General features: G+C 65.3%; 15 protein-coding genes and 1 pseudogene. 12 read left to right on the top strand and 4 right to left on the bottom strand.

What is annotated here, in order from left to right:
* Positions 1–165: 165 nt before the first annotated feature.
* Together CIT37_RS37480 and CIT37_RS37475 are read right to left on the bottom strand one after the other, a co-directional pair.
* A complete protein-coding gene (locus CIT37_RS37480) occupies positions 166–1,962 on the bottom strand; it encodes a glucan ABC transporter ATP-binding protein/ permease (protein WP_095426854.1) in 1,797 nt (598 codons plus the stop codon).
* Positions 1,963–2,048: 86 nt separating this feature from the next.
* Positions 2,049–3,098, bottom strand: a complete 1,050-nt coding sequence (locus CIT37_RS37475; RefSeq protein ID WP_095426855.1) for an ABC transporter substrate-binding protein — start codon at positions 3,096–3,098, stop codon at positions 2,049–2,051.
* Positions 3,099–3,328: 230 nt separating this feature from the next.
* Here CIT37_RS37475 and CIT37_RS37470 point away from each other — a divergent pair, with 230 nt between their 5' ends.
* The 7 genes from CIT37_RS37470 (at position 3,329) to CIT37_RS37440 (ending at position 9,125) form a co-directional block, all read left to right on the top strand.
* Positions 3,329–3,697 carry a hypothetical protein gene (locus CIT37_RS37470; protein WP_028140692.1) on the top strand — a complete coding sequence of 123 codons (369 nt, stop codon included), beginning with the start codon at positions 3,329–3,331 and terminating at the stop codon, positions 3,695–3,697.
* Positions 3,698–3,814: 117 nt separating this feature from the next.
* Positions 3,815–4,219, top strand: coding sequence for a phosphoribosyl-ATP diphosphatase (hisE, locus tag CIT37_RS37465; protein ID WP_028140691.1), 405 nt, complete (start codon positions 3,815–3,817; stop codon positions 4,217–4,219).
* 45 nt (positions 4,220–4,264) lie between these two features.
* Positions 4,265–4,867, top strand: a complete 603-nt coding sequence (locus CIT37_RS37460) for a YqaA family protein (RefSeq protein WP_080670090.1) — start codon at positions 4,265–4,267, stop codon at positions 4,865–4,867.
* 148 nt (positions 4,868–5,015) lie between these two features.
* On the top strand, positions 5,016–5,555 hold the full coding sequence (locus tag CIT37_RS37455) for a hypothetical protein (RefSeq protein ID WP_095426856.1): 540 nt from the start codon (positions 5,016–5,018) through the stop codon (positions 5,553–5,555).
* A 30-nt stretch (positions 5,556–5,585) separates the two neighbouring features.
* The gene (locus tag CIT37_RS37450) at positions 5,586–6,986 is read left to right on the top strand and encodes an aspartate ammonia-lyase (RefSeq protein ID WP_038948858.1); all 1,401 of its coding nucleotides are present in this window, start codon (positions 5,586–5,588) and stop codon (positions 6,984–6,986) included.
* Positions 6,987–7,237: 251 nt separating this feature from the next.
* Positions 7,238–8,206, top strand: a complete 969-nt coding sequence (locus CIT37_RS37445) for an NAD(P)H-dependent flavin oxidoreductase (protein WP_095426857.1) — start codon at positions 7,238–7,240, stop codon at positions 8,204–8,206.
* 145 nt (positions 8,207–8,351) lie between these two features.
* A complete protein-coding gene (locus CIT37_RS37440) occupies positions 8,352–9,125 on the top strand; it encodes a thioesterase family protein (protein ID WP_038948857.1) in 774 nt (257 codons plus the stop codon).
* A gap of 341 nt (positions 9,126–9,466) precedes the next feature.
* Here CIT37_RS37440 and CIT37_RS37435 read toward each other — a convergent pair.
* A pseudogene (locus CIT37_RS37435) lies at positions 9,467–11,028 on the bottom strand (AMP-binding protein).
* Positions 11,029–11,152: 124 nt separating this feature from the next.
* Here CIT37_RS37435 and CIT37_RS37430 point away from each other — a divergent pair.
* The 4 genes from CIT37_RS37430 (at position 11,153) to CIT37_RS37415 (ending at position 14,153) form a co-directional block, all read left to right on the top strand.
* On the top strand, positions 11,153–12,118 hold the full coding sequence (locus tag CIT37_RS37430; protein ID WP_095426895.1) for an NAD(P)H-dependent flavin oxidoreductase: 966 nt from the start codon (positions 11,153–11,155) through the stop codon (positions 12,116–12,118).
* A gap of 139 nt (positions 12,119–12,257) precedes the next feature.
* A complete protein-coding gene (locus tag CIT37_RS37425) occupies positions 12,258–12,506 on the top strand; it encodes a hypothetical protein (RefSeq protein ID WP_028140683.1) in 249 nt (82 codons plus the stop codon).
* A 132-nt stretch (positions 12,507–12,638) separates the two neighbouring features.
* On the top strand, positions 12,639–13,358 hold the full coding sequence (locus CIT37_RS37420) for a hypothetical protein (protein ID WP_038948853.1): 720 nt from the start codon (positions 12,639–12,641) through the stop codon (positions 13,356–13,358).
* An 87-nt stretch (positions 13,359–13,445) separates the two neighbouring features.
* On the top strand, positions 13,446–14,153 hold the full coding sequence (locus CIT37_RS37415; RefSeq protein WP_038973136.1) for a hypothetical protein: 708 nt from the start codon (positions 13,446–13,448) through the stop codon (positions 14,151–14,153).
* 51 nt (positions 14,154–14,204) lie between these two features.
* Here the strand turns inward: CIT37_RS37415 and CIT37_RS37410 are convergent, their stop codons facing one another.
* Positions 14,205–15,776, bottom strand: a complete 1,572-nt coding sequence (locus CIT37_RS37410; RefSeq protein ID WP_095426858.1) for a winged helix-turn-helix domain-containing tetratricopeptide repeat protein — start codon at positions 15,774–15,776, stop codon at positions 14,205–14,207.
* 447 nt (positions 15,777–16,223) lie between these two features.
* Between CIT37_RS37410 and pcaB the strand changes: the two genes are divergently transcribed.
* Complete coding sequence (gene pcaB / locus CIT37_RS37405; RefSeq protein WP_095426859.1) at positions 16,224–17,585, top strand: 3-carboxy-cis,cis-muconate cycloisomerase; 1,362 nt, start codon at positions 16,224–16,226, stop codon at positions 17,583–17,585.
* Positions 17,586–17,621: the final 36 nt, after the last annotated feature.

Raw genomic sequence — 17,621 nt, 5'->3', positions numbered from 1 at the left:
CCGCCTGATACGGGCGGTGCTCGTGATCTGATTGTCGGTTCTGAAATCCAGCGCCGCCGCTTGCGGCGCCGCAAACCTATACCGGCTGGTGCGTCGAGAACAGGGGCATGAGCGGGGTATTCCGCAATGAAATAGGCCGAATTTCGACGATCCTGTGGGGACTTGCTACGGGGATTTGGCAGCAGTCGCAGCAGCCTCTGCGGCTGTCACACTGGCCCGTGTGGTCTCGTGAACCATGAACTGGGCCCTGGCGAGCTCGGCGAAATGGCCGCTCTTGGCCACGAGTTCGTCGAAAGTTCCACTTTCGATCACCCGTCCGTTCTCGAACACCAGGATCCGCGTGGCGTTGCGGATGGTGGAGAGCCGGTGCGCGATCACGAAGGTGGTGCGGCCCTTCATCACTTCGTCGAGAGCGGCATTCACCTTGGCCTCTGTGATGGCGTCGAGCGCGGAGGTAGCCTCGTCCAGAATCAGGATCGGGGGATCCTTCAGCAGCGCGCGGGCGATCGACAGCCGCTGCCGCTCGCCGCCGGAGAGCATGCGGCCGCGCTCGCCGGCATTGGTCTCGAAGCCACCGCTGCGCTCGATGAAATCGAGCGCCTGGGCACGCTCGGCCGCCTTGCGCATCTCGGCCTCGGTCGCGTCCGGCTTGCCGACGCGCAGATTCTCCTCGATCGAGCGGTTGAACAGCAGCGCCTCCTGGAACACGACGCCGATATTCCGGCGCAGCGAGGTCAGCGTGACGCCGCGCACGTCCATGCCGTCGATCTTGATGAAGCCGGATTGCGGGTCGAAGGCGCGGTGCAGGAGCGCGATCGCGGTGGATTTGCCGGCGCCGGTCGGACCGACCAGCGCGATGGTCTGGCCGGGCAGTGCGGTGAAGGTGAGGTCCTCGATCGCCGGCCGCTTGCCGTCATAGGAAAAGGTGACGTCGTTGAACTCGACGAGGCCGGACAGCCTGCCGGCGTCGATCGCGTCGGGCCTGTCGTGCACTGCGGGCACGGCGTCGAGCACATTGAAGAACTCGCGCAGGCGGGGCGCTTCCATGAACACGTTGTTGATGAAGCTCACCACCTGCTCGAGCTTCTGGATCAGCAGCGTCGCAAAGCTCACGAACATCACGATCTCGCCGACCGAGGTCAGCCCCTGGTCGTGCAGCGCGATGCCGAGCGTGAAGATCGCGAGCACGGTGATGGTTGTTGAGGCGCGCGTGATGACGGTGACGAGCGCCCACCATGACAGCACCGGCATCTGCGCGGCCAGCAACTCGTCGGCGACGGAGCGCAGTCCCTTCACCTCGGATTCGACGCGCACGAAGCTCTGAACCAGCGCGACATTGCCGAGTGCATCGGAGGCGCGCGCGGACAGCTCGCTATATTGCTCCTCGACCGCCATCTGCATGCCGAAGGTCTTGCGCACCACGAAGGTCGTCAGTGCGGTGAAGACGATGCAGAGCACGAACAGCAGGATCGCGAGCCGCCAGTTCAGGTAGAGCGACAGCGGCAGCAGCACAACGACCGAGAGGATCGCGGCAAAGTGCTCGCGGAAGAAGCCGAGCCACAGCCGCCACAAGGCGTCGGTGCCGTTGAGCATCACCTTCATCAGCCGGCCCGAATGGGTGCCGGAATGGAAGGTCAGCGGCAATTGCAGGATGTGCTCGAAATAATCGGTCAGCACCGCCTGGCGCTGGCGGTGCGAGAGCCGGTCGGCCTGCAAGGCCACGAGCGCGCTGCAGAGAATAGTGAACAGCCCGAACGCGACCCAGGCTACCAGGAACGGCCAGGCCGAGCTCGACCCGGCCACCGTCTTGCCCGACAGCACGTCGACGATCCGCCCGAACAGCACGGGCTCGGCGAATTGCGAGGCAGCGAGCAGGAGGTTGGCGACCGCGAGCAGCCAGCCCAGCCGCGCCTCCTTGCCGAGCAGCTCGAGAACACGTGTGTAGAGACGGAGGATGGGCATGCGGGCAACGAACTCGAGCGGGGTAACGGAGCCCGTATTTTAAGCAGGGATCGCGCGGGAGATATAGCAGAAGCTGTCAGTTTTGCTCAGTTGATCAGCCGCCCCGCCACCGGCGGCAGGAACCGGTCGTCGAAGATGTCGCCCGCCGTGGGCCGTTTGCGGAATTTGAAGTCCTGCGCGATCTGGTCGATCGAGCGTTCCAGGCGCGCGGGCTCGATGCCGCCGAGGCCGTTGCGCCTGACCTCGTCGGTCAGGATGTTGTCGACGAGGACGGTGCGCAGGCGCTCCAGCTCCAGGTCGCGGTCGCCGTCGTCGATGCGGCCAGCGGCCTCGTCCGCCGCACGTGCCGGCTCCTTGATGGTCGCATTGATGCCGGCGATCAAGGCGCGGACGAAGCCCTTCACGGCGTCCGGCTTCGCCGCGGCGAAGGCGGGATTGACCACCACGGCGAAGCCATAGGCCTCGCAGCCATAGTCGGCATAACGCAGCACGACGAGATCGGCTCCGGGCACGCCGCGGTCGCGCAGGTTCACCGCGGAGAGATAGTTGAAGCCTGCGACGGCATCGACCTGCCCTGCGGACAGGATCGGCTCGCGGACCGCAGCGCCAATCTTGTGGAATCTGACGCGCGATGCCTTGATGCCGTTCTGCTGCGCCAGCGCCGGCCACAGCCGCATCGACAGGTCGCCGTCGGCAACGCCGACGGTCTTGCCGTCGAGATCGGGCAAGAGATGGATGCCGCGGCTCCTGCGCGCGACGATCGCGTAGGGCGCGCGGTTGAACAGCACGAACACCGCCTTGACCGGCGTCGAGTCCTCCTTGTCGCGAAGGCGGATCAGCTCGTTGATGTCGATCAGCGCAAGCTCGCTGTCGCCCTTGGCGACGCGTGCGAGCGCCTCCGGCGAGCTGGCTGCGCTGTTGAAGGACACGTTGAGACGTTCGGCGCTGAACCTGCCGTCCTTCGCCGCTAGGAAGAACGGCGCCATGCTCGCGTCGAGCGGGCGGTCGAAGGTGAAATGGATCGCAACGGACGGCGCAGCGGTCTCGGCCGCACTGACATCGCGTGCAACGAGCGTTGCAAGCGAGATCGAGAGAGCCAGCAGGCAACGCAGGGCGGTCGTCTTGAATCCTGACATCGATTGCGCCGGGTTCCGCATTGTTATGGTTTCGTGACGCTTTACGGCAGCCGGCTGCGGCCAGTTTCTCCGCGCCAACATGAACGGCAGATGAGCGGCGGTTGCGGCACGATTACGCAACCCCGTTCAGCTTGTGTTGGGGTTGGGGAACCCAACTTAGGCTGTGCGGGTTTGAAAGGCATGAGCCTGTCCGCAGGCGTCCATTCCAGGTCCCAAGGAGGGCCCAAGACATGTTCGAGCGATTCTCCAAGTTTGCGGGCCGAAAGGCCGTTCTTGCCACCGCGGCGGTGTTGGCGCTGACCGCGCTTGCCCCGACCGCATCCTATGCAGGCGGCCGTCACTGGCATGGTGGCGGAGGCGGCGCGGCCGCAGCTGCGGCTTTCGCGGCCATCGGCACCGGTCTTGCCATCGCCGCGACCCGTGACTCCTATGCCTATGACTACGGTCCGGGCTATGGCTATTACGGCGGTCCCGCCTATTACAGCGGCCCTTCCTACGGGCCCTATTATGGTCCAGGCCCGAACTTCCAATATCAGCGCTACGGCGGCACCGCTCCGTCCGAGTTCTGCGGCCAAGGTTACTACCAGAACTGCTACTAGCTCTGGCAGCTGGAGTTGACCATGACAGGCCGTCGCGCTTGCCGCGCCGGCCTGTTTTCTGCTTTTATTGCCGCGCGTTAACACGCTCGCCATTTGTTTAGAGTAGTTTTGAGTACCATGAGTGATTCGCTTGAGCGGCTATATCTGGCTGTGCTCGCGGCCAGGGATCTTGATCCGGCAACATCGCGTACGGCCCGGCTGTTTCAGCGCGGGCCCTCGAAAATGGCAAAGAAGCTCGCCGAAGAGGCCATCGAGGTCGTGATCGATGCCGTCAATGGCGATACCGACGCCGTGATCCGGGAAAGCGCCGATCTCCTGTACAATCTCACCGTGCTCTGGGCCTCTGCGGGCGTGCGCCCCGAGGACGTCTGGCGCGAGATGACGCGGCGGGAAGACATGCTCGGCATTGCCGAGAAGCTGCCGAAATCGTCGATGAAGCTGCCCAAGGTCGCGTCACCGCGCGTGGCTGCCAGGCGGCCAATTGTCGCGCTCGAGGGGCGTGCCGCGCGCAAGCGCCACTAGAAACGTCATAATTCGCCTCAATCTCGGCATGGACAAATCCGTCCCATGGTGCTTCATCGCGGCGCCATGCTGAAACGTATCTACGACTGGTGCATCGACGCCGCTCACAAGCCCTACGCGCTCTGGATCATGGGAGCGGTGTCTTTCGCCGAAAGCTCCTTCTTTCCGGTGCCGCCGGATGTGATGCTGATTCCGATGTCGCTGGCGCGCCCGCAGCGCGCCTGGCTCTACGCGGCCGTCTGCACCATCACCTCGGTGCTCGGCGGCATCCTGGGCTACGCCATCGGCGCGCTGCTGTTCGACTCGGTCGGTCATTGGCTGATCCAGGTCTACGGCCTCGGCGACAAGGTCGACGCCTTCCGTGCCTCCTATGCGGAGTGGGGCGCGGTGATCATCCTGCTCAAGGGTTTGACGCCGATCCCCTACAAGCTCGTCACCATCACCTCGGGCTTTGCCGGCTACAACATTCTGTTGTTCACCATCTGCTCGATCGTCGCGCGCGGCGGACGCTTCTTCATCGTCGCCATCCTGCTCAACCGCTATGGCGATTGGATCCGGGTCCAGATCGAGAAGCATCTCGGTCTCGTGGTGGCGGTCGGTGCTGCCGTGCTGGTGCTCGGCTTCGTGGTGGCGATCAAGTTGATCTAGAGCATGATCCGGATCCGAAGGGCCGCGTCAGCGCAAGGTGTGAAGCGGTTTTCCCTCGCGACAAACGCGGAACGCGTTTGCGCGGAGATCATGCTCACTTGGTAACCCGCGCTTTGCCGCCGGGCCGGGTTCGGCTACGGTTGCCGTCATGATGGTTCGATCCGGCAATCCGACCTTGCGGCTCGGGACGCTGATATCAGCAGTGCTGCTGGTCCTGCTCGGTGCCGCCGGGACCGGATGGCCGCAATCCGCTCCGCCGGTGCTTGGCTTGCAGGAGCAGGGGCCGCAGGCCGCGCCTCAGCCGTCGACGCCCGCTCCATCGGCGCCGCCGGCGGCAGCGGAAAATCCCGGGCTGATCAATGAAATGGGCAAGCTGTTCGACAAGCTGCCCTCGATCCTGCCGCCGATCAAAAGCCCGAGCGAGACCATGAACGATCTGTCGCGGCTGGCGAAGCCTTCGACCATGGTGTCGGGCCGGGTGGCCTGTCCGCCCTCGTCCAACGGCGCGCCCGATTGCAAGCAGGCCGCCGACCAGCTCTGCCAGAGCAAGGGCTACAAGGACGGCAAGAGCCTGAATGCCGACTCCGCGGAAAAATGCTCGGCCAAGGTCCTGATTCCCGGCAGGGCTCGCAAGCCGGACGACTGCCGCACCGACACTTTCGTGACCAGCGCGCTGTGCCAGAACTAGAGGACGTCGCGCGAGCAACAAGGAGCGCCCATGAGCCGTACGGAGCAGGACTTCCTCGGACAGCGTGAGATCGCCGACGACATCTATTACGGCGTCCAGACCATCCGGGGTAAGGAGAACTTCCACATCACCGGCATTCCGATGAACCAGGAGCCTTACTTCGTGAAGGCGCTCGGTTACGTCAAGAAGGCCGCCGCCATGGCCAATCGGGATCTCGGCGCGATCGAGGCCAAGGTCGCGGACGCGATCATCCTCGGCTGCGACCGCGTGATCGCCGGCGACATGATGGACCAGTTCGTCACCGACTTCATCCAGGGCGGCGCCGGCACCTCCACCAACATGAACGCCAACGAGGTGATCGCGAACCTCGCGCTGGAATCGCTCGGCTTCGGCAAGGGCGACTATCAGCACGTCAGCCCCAACGATCACGTCAATTACGGCCAGTCGACCAACGACACCTATCCGACCGCCTTTCGCCTCGCGCTGATCCTGCGGCTCGAGAGCTACATGACCGCGCTGCGTCAGCTCCAGGAAGCGTTCTTCGCCAAGGGTCGCGAGTTCGATCGTGTCCTGAAGATGGGCCGCACGCATCTGCAGGATGCCGTGCCGATGTCGCTCGGGGCCGAATTCCGGGGCTGGGGCACCACGATCGGCGAGGAGGTCGACCGCATCTCGGAAGCGCGTGCGCTGCTGCGCGAGATCAATCTCGGCGCCACCGCGATCGGAACCTCCGTCACGGCTGCGGTCGGCTATCCCAAGCTCGCGGTCCGGCACCTCAGCGCGCTGACCGGCGTCGACTTCATTCTCGCCGGCGACCTCGTTGAGGCGACCTCCGACACCGGCGCCTATGTGCAGCTCTCGGGCGTGTTGAAGCGCACCGCGAGCAAGCTGACCAAGATCTGCAACGACATCCGCCTGCTCGCCTCCGGCCCGCGTGCCGGCTTCAACGAGATCAACCTGCCGCAGCTGCAGCCGGGCTCCTCGATCATGCCGGGCAAGGTCAATCCCGTGATCCCCGAGGTCGTCAACCAGACCAGCTTCCTCGTCATCGGCCTCGACACCACGGTGACGCTGGCCGCCAGCGCCGGCCAGCTCCAGCTCAACGTGATGGAGCCGGTGATCTCGTTCGCGCTGTTCTTCTCGATCCGCACCATGGAGCGCGCGGTCAACAGCCTGCGCGAGAATTGCGTCGTCGGCATCACCGCCAACGAGGAGCACACCCGCAACATGGTGCTCAACTCGCTCGGCATCGTCACCGTGCTGAAGCCGCTGCTCGGCTACAAGCAATGCGCCGAGATCGCGCGCGAGGGCTACAAGAGCGGCAAGTCGCTGCACCAGATCGTGGTGGCCGAACGCAAGCTGCTGACGCAAGAGAAGTGGGACGAGATGTTCTCGTTCGAGCGGCTGATCAATCCGGATCTGCTGGGGTAGGCGGTCGCTGTCATTCCGTGGCGCGCGTAGCGCGAGCCCGAACCATCTCGCTACGCGCATTGATGCCCGATGAATTCCGGGTTCGACGCTGACGCGTCGCCCTGGAATGACGAGGAAAGAATTCCGCATCTTGGAATAGTGTCGCGGGTGCCGCCTACGGCGCCAAAACGCAATACTTGACAGTGGAAAGATTGCCTTGTTGGTATGGCGGTCAACCTTCCATTGACCTGCCAACAGAGGATCGTCCCGCAATGTCCATGCCTGCCTTGTTCAAAGGACGCCTGTCGATCCCCGTGATCGGCTCGCCGCTCTTCATCATCTCGGTGCCCGATCTCGTGATCGCGCAGTGCAAGGCAGGTGTGGTCGGCTCGTTTCCGTCACTGAACGCGCGGCCGCCGGAGCTGCTCGACGAATGGCTGGCGCGCATCACCGAGGAGCTCGCGGCCTATGACCGCGCGCATCCCGACAAGCCCTCGGCGCCGTTCGCGGTCAACCAGATCGTGCACAAGTCGAACAACCGTCTCGACCACGACATGCAGCTCTGCGCCAAGTACAAGGTGCCGATGATCATCTCCTCGCTCGGCGCACGCGAGGAGCTGAACCAGGCCGTGCACCGCTGGGGCGGCATCGTCTTCCACGACGTGATCAACCAGAAATTCGCCCACAAGGCGATCGAGAAGGGCGCCGATGGCCTGATCCTGGTCGCGGCCGGTGCCGGCGGCCATGCCGGCACCATTTCGCCGCTGGCCTTCGTCGCCGAGACGCGAAAATGGTTCGACGGCCCGATCGCGCTGTCGGGTGCGATCGGCAACGGCAAGGCGATCCGCGCCGCACGCATCTTAGGGGCCGACTTCGCCTATATCGGCTCGGCCTTCATCGCGACCAAGGAAGCCAATGCGGTGGAGAAGTACAAGGAGATGATCGCGGGCTCGACCGCCGACGACATCGTCTATTCCAACCTCTTCACCGGCGTGCACGGCAACTATCTGAAGCCCTCGATCCTTGCCGCCGGCATGGATCCGGAAAACCTGCCGACCTCCGATCCCTCCAAGATGAATTTCGGCACCGACGCTTCCGGCGAGCGCGCCAAGCCGAAGGCCTGGAAGGAAATCTGGGGCTCGGGCCAGGGCATCGGCAGCGTAGAGAAGGTTATGCCTGCCGCCGAGTTGATCGCGCGCTTCAAGAAGGAATACGACGAGGCGATCGATCCGCCGTTGTAGTTTCTCGTGTCCCGGACGCGGTGCAGTGCGTAGCATTGCTCCGCAGAGCCGGGACCCATCGCCGCAAGGCACGGACCCCGGATCAGCTGCGCACCGCTACGCGCTGCGCAGCGTCCGGGGAACGTCAACCAAGACTGATTAAAACATGCCCCCCATCTACCGTGTCGACGGCGACAGCGTCGTCACCAGTCCGGACGCCGCCGGTCCCTGGGATCGGCGCATGCAGCACGGCTCGGCGCCGGCCTCGCTGGTGACATGGGCGGCCGAACGCATTCCGACGCCTGCTCCGATGGATATCGCGCGCGTCACCATCGATCTGATGCGGCCCGTTCCGGTCGCGCCGCTGACGATCGTGACTGACGTCTTGCGTGAGGGCCGCAAGATCCAGCTCTGCGAAATCAAGCTGCTCGCCGACGGTTTGCAGGTCGTCGGCGCCACCGTGCTCAAGATCAGGCGCCAGGCGCTGTCGTTGCCCGCCGACGTCAAGGCGCTGCCGGTGACGCTGCCCATGCCGGAGGACTCGCTGGTCGAGGACGGTCACGCCGCCACCAGCCCGTTCGTGCGTTCGGTCTCGATGCGCGCCGCGCGTGGCCGCTTCGGCCAGGCCGGCGCCGGCGCGATCTGGTTTCGCGTCGATCATCCGCTCATCGAGGGCGAAGCGATCTCGCAGGCCATGCGCGCCGTGGTCGCCGCCGATTTTTCCAACGGCACCGCCTCGACGCTCGATTTTCGCGCCTGGACCTACATCAACGCCGACCTCACCGTGAATTTTTCGCGCCAGCCCATTGGCGATTGGATCCTGCTCGACGGCGACTCCTGGATCGGACCCGACGGCGCCGGGCTCGCAATGTCGCGGCTGGCGGACCGGCAAGGCTATTTCGGCCGCGCGGTGCAGAGCCTGGTGATCGAGAAGCGGTGAGCGTGACGGCCTTTGCTGCTGTCGCTCTGTGAGCCGATTGAACGGCAGGCTTCCGCCGCCGCGGAAGGGATGCTTGATCGTGTGCGACGAGGCATCCTGCCAGTTCACATTCCGTAGAAGATCTTGATCTCCCACAGCACCACGACGATAGCCGTGATCAAGGTGACCGCGGCGACTGCACTTTCCAGGGAAGCGACTCTCATTGCTTACTCCGCTTCCCAGCCCCGTCAGCGGTCTAGGTGATTCCCTGATTCGCCTGCAATCGGGCGGCCATCGCCGGCGCATACTCCGTTGCTCGTTGTGGTGCCGGGGCCACAATCACACCGTAAAATCCCGGGGTTTTACCCCACCATCCGGTCCCGCCCGCTCCAGAACCCCGCACGCAATACCTTCTTGTCGACCTTGCCGACACCGGTCATCGGCAGCTGCTTCACGAACTGGATCTGCTTGGGCGCATGCGCCGAGCCTTTTCGCGTCTTCACGAGGTTGATCAGCTCGTCCGGATCAGGCCTTGCGCCCTCGCGCGGCACGACGATGGCGGTGACGGCCTCGCCCCATTTCTCGTCGGGAATGCCGACGACCGCGACCATGGCGACATCGGCGTGCTGCGACAGCACGTCCTCGACCTCGCGCGGAAAGATGTTGAAGCCCCCGGAGACGATCATGTCCTTCTTGCGGTCGAGGATGAACATGTAGCCGCGCTCGTCCTTGCGCGCGATGTCGCCGGTGTGGACCCAGCCGTTCTTCAGCGTCTCGGCGGTGATGCCGGGCCGCTTCCAGTATTCCGCCATCACGTGCGGGGCGCGCACGCAGATCTCGCCGGCCTCGCCCGTCTTCACCTCTTGGTCGTTGTCGTCGAGGATCTTGACCTCGCAGGCTGCGATCGGGAAGCCGCAGGACAGGAACAGCTCGGGTGCCTTAAGATCGTGGTCGGCTTTGCGCAGCACCGAGACCGGGTAGCATTCGGTCTGGCCATAGAGCTGCGAGAACACCGGCCCGATCCGCTCGATGCCCTCGACCAGCCGGCTCGGCGACATCGCTGACGCCCCGTAGAGCACCAGCTCGAGCGAGGACAGGTGAGTCTTATCAAGCGAGGGATGATCGAGCAGCACGTAGATCATGGTCGGCACGAACAGCGTGAAGTTGATGCGCTCGCGCGCGATCGTGGTCAGCACGGCCTCTGGATCGAATCCCTTCAGCATGTGCACGGTGCCGCCGCGCATCAAGGTCGGCAGCACTTTCGTGCCCGCGACATGGCTGATCGGGGCGACCGTGAGGTAGCGGGCGGCGTCGGGGATCTCGAAATCGGCGAGGATCGCAGCGGCGGCTCCGGCGTTCTCGCGGTGATAGCGCAGCGCGCCCTTGGATTTGCCGGTGGTGCCGCCGGTGTAGTTCAGCGTCGAGAGATCGTCGAGACCGGCGAGGCACCGCGCGCTGGCGTGTCCCGCGCTCTCGATCGCCGCCAGCAGATCGACACCGTAACCGGCCGGCCCCGTGGTGAAGACCGCCTTCAGCCGGGTTGCCCTCGCGGAGAGCTCGCCGCCGCGGTCGCGGAAGGCGGCCGCGTCGACCACCAGCATCACGGCCTCGGAATCCTCGAGTTGGAACAGCTGGTCCTCCAGCGATCCCAGCGGATGCAGCCAGGTGATGCAGAGCCGCGACAATTGCGCGGCGACGCCGGCGCACCAGCTGTCGGCGCGGTTCGCGGTGAGGAAGGCGACGCGCGCGCCCGCCTGCAGGCCAAGCCGCATGAACACGCCCTGGATGCGTCCGATCAGGTCGAGAGTGCCTGATAGCTCAGCGATCCCTCGGGCCAGGCGAACGCGGTGCGGCCGGGATAGCGCGACAACGCCCGTAGCGTCTGCGCACAAGTCGGGGACGATGCGTGGAGCGGATCGGACATATGTTTCCTCGTTGCTTTGTCACCGGCTTCTGGCGTGCCAATGTTGCTGATGACGCTAGCACAGAGACTGCGGGAGGAAACGACAAAGCCCGCACTGGGAGGCAAGCGTGACGAGGAGATTTGCGTGCCATCAGATCGACTGCAACGCTTCGGCGATCGTCTCGCTCTGCCGCTGATCGCAGCGCCGATGTTCCTGGTGTCGGGCGTCGAGCTCATGGTCGCGGCCTGCCGCAATGGGGTGATCGGCAGCTTCCCCACCGCCAATTGCCGCAGCACGGAGCAGCTCGATGAATGGCTCACCGCGATCGCGACGCGCCTGCGCCGGCACGAAGACCAATCCGGCCGCAAGGCTGCGCCGCTCTGCCCGAACCTGATCGTGCATCGCTCCAATGCGCGGCTCGCGCAGGATCTCGCCGTGCTGCTGCGGCACAAGCCGGAGATCGTCATCACCTCGGTCGGCTCGCCCGCGCCTGTGCTGAAGCCGCTGCATGACGCCGGCGTGCTGGTGCTGGCGGACGTCGCCTCGATCCGCCACGCCGAACGGGCGGCGGAAGCAGGTGCCGATGGGCTCGTGCTGCTCACGGCGGGCGCGGGCGGGCAGACCGGCTGGCTCAATCCGTTCGCCTTCGTCCGCGCGGTGCGCGCATTCTACGATGGCATCATCGTGCTCGCCGGCGGCATCAGCGACGGCCAAGCGCTGCATGCGGCCGAAGTGCTCGGCTGCGATCTCGCCTATATGGGCACGAAGTTCATCGCGACGCGCGAGAGCATGGCGGACGAACGCTACAAGCGCATGCTGGTCGAGAGCTGCGCCGACGACATTCTGCTCACCACTGCGTTCACGGGGTTGCAGACCAGCATGCTGAGGCCGTCGATCGTGGCCGCCGGCCTCGATCCCGACGATCTCCCGGCACGCGGCGCGATCGATATCGCTGAGGATATCGACGTTGCCGCGCGCGAGAGCCGGCCAAAGCGCTGGCGCGACATCTGGAGCGGCGGGCACTCAACCTCGGGGGTGACGGACGTGCCGGCGCTTGACGAGCTGGTTGCGCGGACGCTCGCCGAATATCGTGCGGCGGGCGGGCCGTAGGCGCAGCCCGTCGAGCCGGGCCACGACGGTGTGGATCACGGTTAATCCCGGGCTGCTCCCCTTATTTAACGGCAGATTAACCAACGCCGGCCAAGAATCCCCCTCACGGCCCGCCAATCAGGGCCGAGAGGGACAGGCGATGGACTTCGATTTTCTCAACAGCAAGACAGCGGCTTCGCTGGACGAAATCCGCGTCCGCGTCGCTCATGCGCTGGCGCGCCACCCGCTGTGCCGCAACGTCCGGTTCGACATCGTCAGCGTCCCCCGCACCCGCCGGGGCGGCAACTGGACGGTGACGCTGCAATCGGTCGAGCCGCGCGCGGTGTGGGAGGCCTCGGAGATCGTCGCCGACATCCAGGACGCCTACGACCTTTCGGCAGCTGCCTGATTTCCTTGAGTTTTCCGGGCGATGTCGCCGCAGTCCGCGCGATTGCCGCCGCGATGGCACGGTTAAGCCTTAATTATTGCCCAGTTGTCGGGCAGTGATCACGTGGACTTGAAGTTGGGCGCGGAGAGACGTTTGTCCAAAGCCATCACCATCGTTGTGCTGACCTGTTTCCTCGTCCTGGGTGCCGCCACCACCGCCATTCTTGGCCGGGACAGCGTGCCCAGCGCCAGCGAAGAGATGATCGCGCAGACGCCTCCAGCCAAGCCGCTCGCCACCAACCGCGCCGCCAAGGCCGACCGTCTGGTTCCGACCCTGGCCCTGGCTTCGGCCGCGATCGAGCCGGTCCAGGTGCCGGCCGACAGGCTTTCGCGGGCGCCCGTGCTGGCCGAGCCGCTGCGCCAGGCCTTTGCCGCCGCCACGCCATCCGATTTCCCGATGCCCAAGGCGTCGTTGAATGCATCCGAAGCGCCCGCCGCGGCTGAAGTTCCCGCCGTCGAAGTTCCGGCCAAGCCGAAGGTTGTCGCCAAGCCGCAGCCGCAGAAACACTATACCCTGCTATCCGACGCACAGATCTCTGGCATCCGGGATCGGCTGAAGCTGTCTTCGTCGCAGGAATATTACTGGCCTTCGGTCGAGACCGCGCTGCGCAACGTCGTCCGCAAGATCTCGGCCAACAAACTCTCCAATCCGAACGCGCCACCGAACGCGCAGATCGATCCGAATTGCGACGAGGTCCAGCAGTTGAAGTCGGCCGCCATGCCGCTGCTGTTCCAGTTGCGTGACGATCAGAAGGAAGAAGTGCGCAAGCTCGCCCGCCTCATCGGGCTCGAAAAAGTCGCGCAGCAGATCTGACACGCGGGGTTCCTCCGGGAACCGCTCCTGCATCAGGAACATCTGGCAATCAACGTGCGTTGCTCGCCCCAAAGAGGGAGTGGATCAATGCGCGCCTCGACAGCTTATTTCGTCGGTGCCGGAACTATTATCGCGGCCATTGCCATCGGTCTTGGCGGGGGCATCGTTGCCGGCAACATCATGAACCCGGTCGCGTCCAAACAGGGCCCGGACACCAGCAAGATGGCGCAGCGCGCGGAGTCCGCGGGCGCGCCGGCACAGACGAGCGCGCCGGAACGCGTCAATTATCTCACCGGCTCGCAAGCCTTCGGCGCAATGATTGCCGCGCCGGCGCAAGCCGAAGCGAAGCCGGAAGCTGTAAAGCCCGACACGCAGACCACTCAGGCGAATGCCGGACCGCCGGCGCCGCCGCCTTCGCCAGCGGCCGCGGTCGAGCCACCCAGGGAACAGTCCAAGGAACAGTCGAAGTCAGCAATCGGATCGCCTCCGCAGGCCGTAAAGCCGGCTGAGCAGCAGGCCTCGACCGAGCCGGCCTCTTCACCCGAGAACGCCTATGCCAAGGCGAGGGACTCCGACGCCAAGCGCGCTGCGTCCGAGCGGCGCCGGATGGAGCGCCGCGAGCGCTGGACCGAGCGCCGCCACTACGATTCCCGCGAGCAGCGCGGCTTGCGCGATCGCACCGATTGGGACGACGTCGCGCGCAACATCCGCGAAGATTCCGATGTGCGTGATTACGCCAGCCGGCCGCGCGGCGGCTTCCCGCAGATCAGGCTGTTCGGGCCCGACGACGACTAGCGCCTAAATTAGCTCGCGATCGCGCCTGCGATGGGAGAAGGCGCGACGCGGTCACTTCATTCCCGCGCGCTGCAATCCTTCCAGATAGTGCGCACGGTCCTCGTCCCGCAGCATCGGTAGCTCGCGCGTGATCCAGGCGAGCGAGACTTCGGGCTGGGCGCGGCGCAGGCCTTCCAGGGCGGACGCTGCCAGCGCCGGATCTCCTGACATCCCGGCGGCGGCCGTCAGCACGCGGTGCGCGCCGACGAAATCGCCGCGCTGCCGCATCGATTCCCGCGCCATCTGCGCGGCTCCGTCATAGTCACGGCCGACGAACCTGGCATAGGCCGCAACCCCGCAATAGACCGCCGCGAGCGGATCGCGCGGGCTCAGCCGCAGCGCGCGACGTGCGGCGGCATCGCCGTCCTGCCATCGTCCGGCGTAGCACAGCGTCACGCCGTAAAAGGCGTGCGCCATCGCAAAGTTCGGGTTGAGCGTCAGCGCCAGCTCGAACTCCGCCAGCGCGTCGTCGAAGCGGCGGCGGAACAGATAGGTGTAGGCAAGGCCATGATGGGCCCAGGCATCCTCGCGATCGGCCTCCACCGCCGCGAGCGCCGCGCGTTCTGCGATCGGCACTGTCGCGGCCATGTCGGCCCAGCCCATATGCGCGCCGAAGATATGGCTGGTCGCGAGCAGTCCCAGCGCCTTGCCATAGGCGGGATCGATTGCGACGGCCTTTTCGAGCAGCCCTTGCGCGGCGGCATTGTCCTCGCGCGTGCTGCGCCAGTGATGCGACAGCGCGCGCATCACGAGGTCCCAGGCATCCAGGCTGCCCGGCGGCTTCTGCTGGGCGCGAAAACTTTCGGCAGCGTAGAGCTGCGGCTCGATTGCGGCGACGATCGCCTCGGTGATCTCGTCCTGCACGGCGAAGATGTCGGCGAGCTCGCGGTCGTAGCGCTCGGCCCAGAGATGACTGCCGGTCGAGACGTCGTTGAGCTGGGCTGAGATGCGCAGGCGCTCGCCGCTCCGCCGCACGCTGCCTTCGACCACGTAGCGAACCCCGAGCTCCTGCGCGACCTCGCGGATGTGCACGGCGCGGCCCTTGTAGACGAAGGAGGAGTTGCGCGCGATGACGAAGAACCAGCGCAGCTTCGACAGCGCGGTGATGATGTCCTCGCTGATGCCGTCGGAGAAATAATCCTGCTCGGCCGCGCCGCTCATATTGGTGAAGGGCAGCACGGCGATCGCCGGCCGCTCGGGAAGCGTGAGTGCGGCGCGCTGCACCCGCGCGGCGTAGCCGGGCTCCGGCGCGATTGCGCCACCCATCGTGCTACCTTTGGCCTCGACATGGCCGACGAAGCGAAAGCCCTTGCGGGCGATGGTGCGGATCAGCGCCTGGCTCGCGCCACTGTCGCCGACGGCCTTGCGCGCCGCGTTGATCCGGCTGGTCAAGGTGGATTCGGAGACGCTTCGCCCGTGCCAGATCTTGTCGATCAGCTCGTCCTTGCTGACCACCCGATCGCGGTTCTGCATCAGGTGGACCACGAGATCGAAAACCTGCGGCTCTACGGCAACGGGAACCTGCTCGCGGCTCAGCTCGCGCCGGTCGGTATCGAGAAGGTGGTCCCGGAACAGAAACTGCACGTCGAAACTCAGGCCTCATTACGAATTGGGGCTAGCAAAAAAACAAAATGAAATTTGGGTCGAAAACTGTGAGTCTGCCGAAGGGGCCGCTTGGTTCATCGCGATCGCGTGATGGCAGCCATGCCGTGCGATTGGGGTAGACGCTGTGGGCGACCTGTTGATCGGATGTTCCGTCCGAAATCGACCCGTCATCCTGAGGGGCGAGCCGCGCGGCGCAAGGCGCCGCGTGGGGAGCTTCGAAGGTGGGACGGCCACGATGCAGCCGGGCCGTCCATCCTTCGAGGCCTCCGCTTCGCTCCGGCACCTCGGGATGACGGGCGATCGTGCGATGTGCGTCGTATGTCGTCGTGCGGGACGAATGTGCGACGAGCCGCGAATGTCCTTTGCCGGAGCGCGTGCCCTGCGTAAGCTGTCGCCCACACAAACACCAACCACGAAGAATCGCCGATGCCTGCTTTTCCTGCCTCCACCACCGTGCTCGATTCCATGCTGTTCCGCGACGCCTTCGGTACGCCCGAGATGCGGGAGGTGTTCTCCGACGTCGCGCTGGTGGCACGCTATGCCGAGGTCGAGGTGGCGCTGGCGAAGGCTGAGGCGAAGTGCGGCGTGATCCCGCAGCAGGCCGCCGATCAGATCTCGGCGCGGACCGACGTCGCCGCTTTCGATTTCGATCTGCTCAGGCAGGAGACCGACATCGTCGGCTATCCGATCCTCCCTCTGGTGCATCAGATGGTGAAGCAGTGCGGCGAGGCCGGCCGCTACGTGCATTGGGGCGCGACCACGCAGGACATCATGGACTCCGCCGTGGTGTTGCAACTGCGCGCCGCGTTCGAGATCGTCGAGCACGACATCGCCGAACTTCGCCGCATCCTCGCCGACCTCTCGAAGCGATACCGGGACACACCGATGGCGGGCCGTACCCATCTCCAGCAGGCGCTGCCAGTGACCTTCGGTTACAAGACCGCGATCTGGCTCGCCATGTTCGACCGCCACGCCGAGCGGCTGACGCAATTGAAGCCGCGCGTGCTGGTCGGCCAGTTCGCCGGCGCCGCAGGTACGCTGGCCTCGCTCGGCGACAAGGGTTTTGAGGTGCAGGAGGCGCTCTGCGCGGAGCTGAAGCTCGGCATTCCCGCCTCGACCTGGCACGTCGCTCGCGACGGCTTTGCAGAAGCCGTGAACTTCCTTGCGCTCGTCACCGGCTCGCTCGGCAAGATCGCACTCGACATCATGATCATGGCCTCGACCGAGTTCGCCGAAGTCTACGAGCCCTTCGTGAAGGGACGCGGCGCCTCCTCGACCATGCCGCAGAAGCGCAACCCGATCTCGTCGGAGCTGATGCTGGCGGCGTCCAAGGCGGTGCGCCAGCACGCCGGCCTGATGCTCGACGCCATGGTGCAGGATTTCGAACGCGCCACGGGCCCCTGGCACGCCGAGTGGATGGCGATTCCGGAGAGCTTCGTGCTGACTGCCGGCGCGCTGCACCAGGCGAAGTTCGCACTCGCAGGCCTCATCGTGGATGAGGCGAAGATGAACGACAATCTTGCGGTCAGCCGCGGCCTGATCGTGGCCGAGGCGGTCATGATGGGGCTCGCGCCACAACTCGGCCGGCAGGAGGCCCATGACGTGGTCTATGATGCCTGCCGTCAGGCCAACGAGAAGGGAATGAGCCTGGCCGACGCGCTGTCCGTGGACTCCCGGATATCGAGCCGCATCGATCGCGCCACAATCGAGGCGCTCACCTCACCGAAAAATTACCTCGGCCTCGCGCCCGCCATGGTTGACCGGGTGCTGAAATCGGCAACGCGTTGAAAACCAAAATGCGTGAAACTGCGCATCTTCTCCATG

Origin of the sequence: Bradyrhizobium ottawaense, from assembly GCF_002278135.3 — a bacterium.
GTDB classification, from domain to species: domain Bacteria; phylum Pseudomonadota; class Alphaproteobacteria; order Rhizobiales; family Xanthobacteraceae; genus Bradyrhizobium; species Bradyrhizobium ottawaense.
The sequence above is the reverse complement of the archived record's forward strand: the minus strand, read 5'-3'. Positions and strand labels throughout refer to the sequence as shown.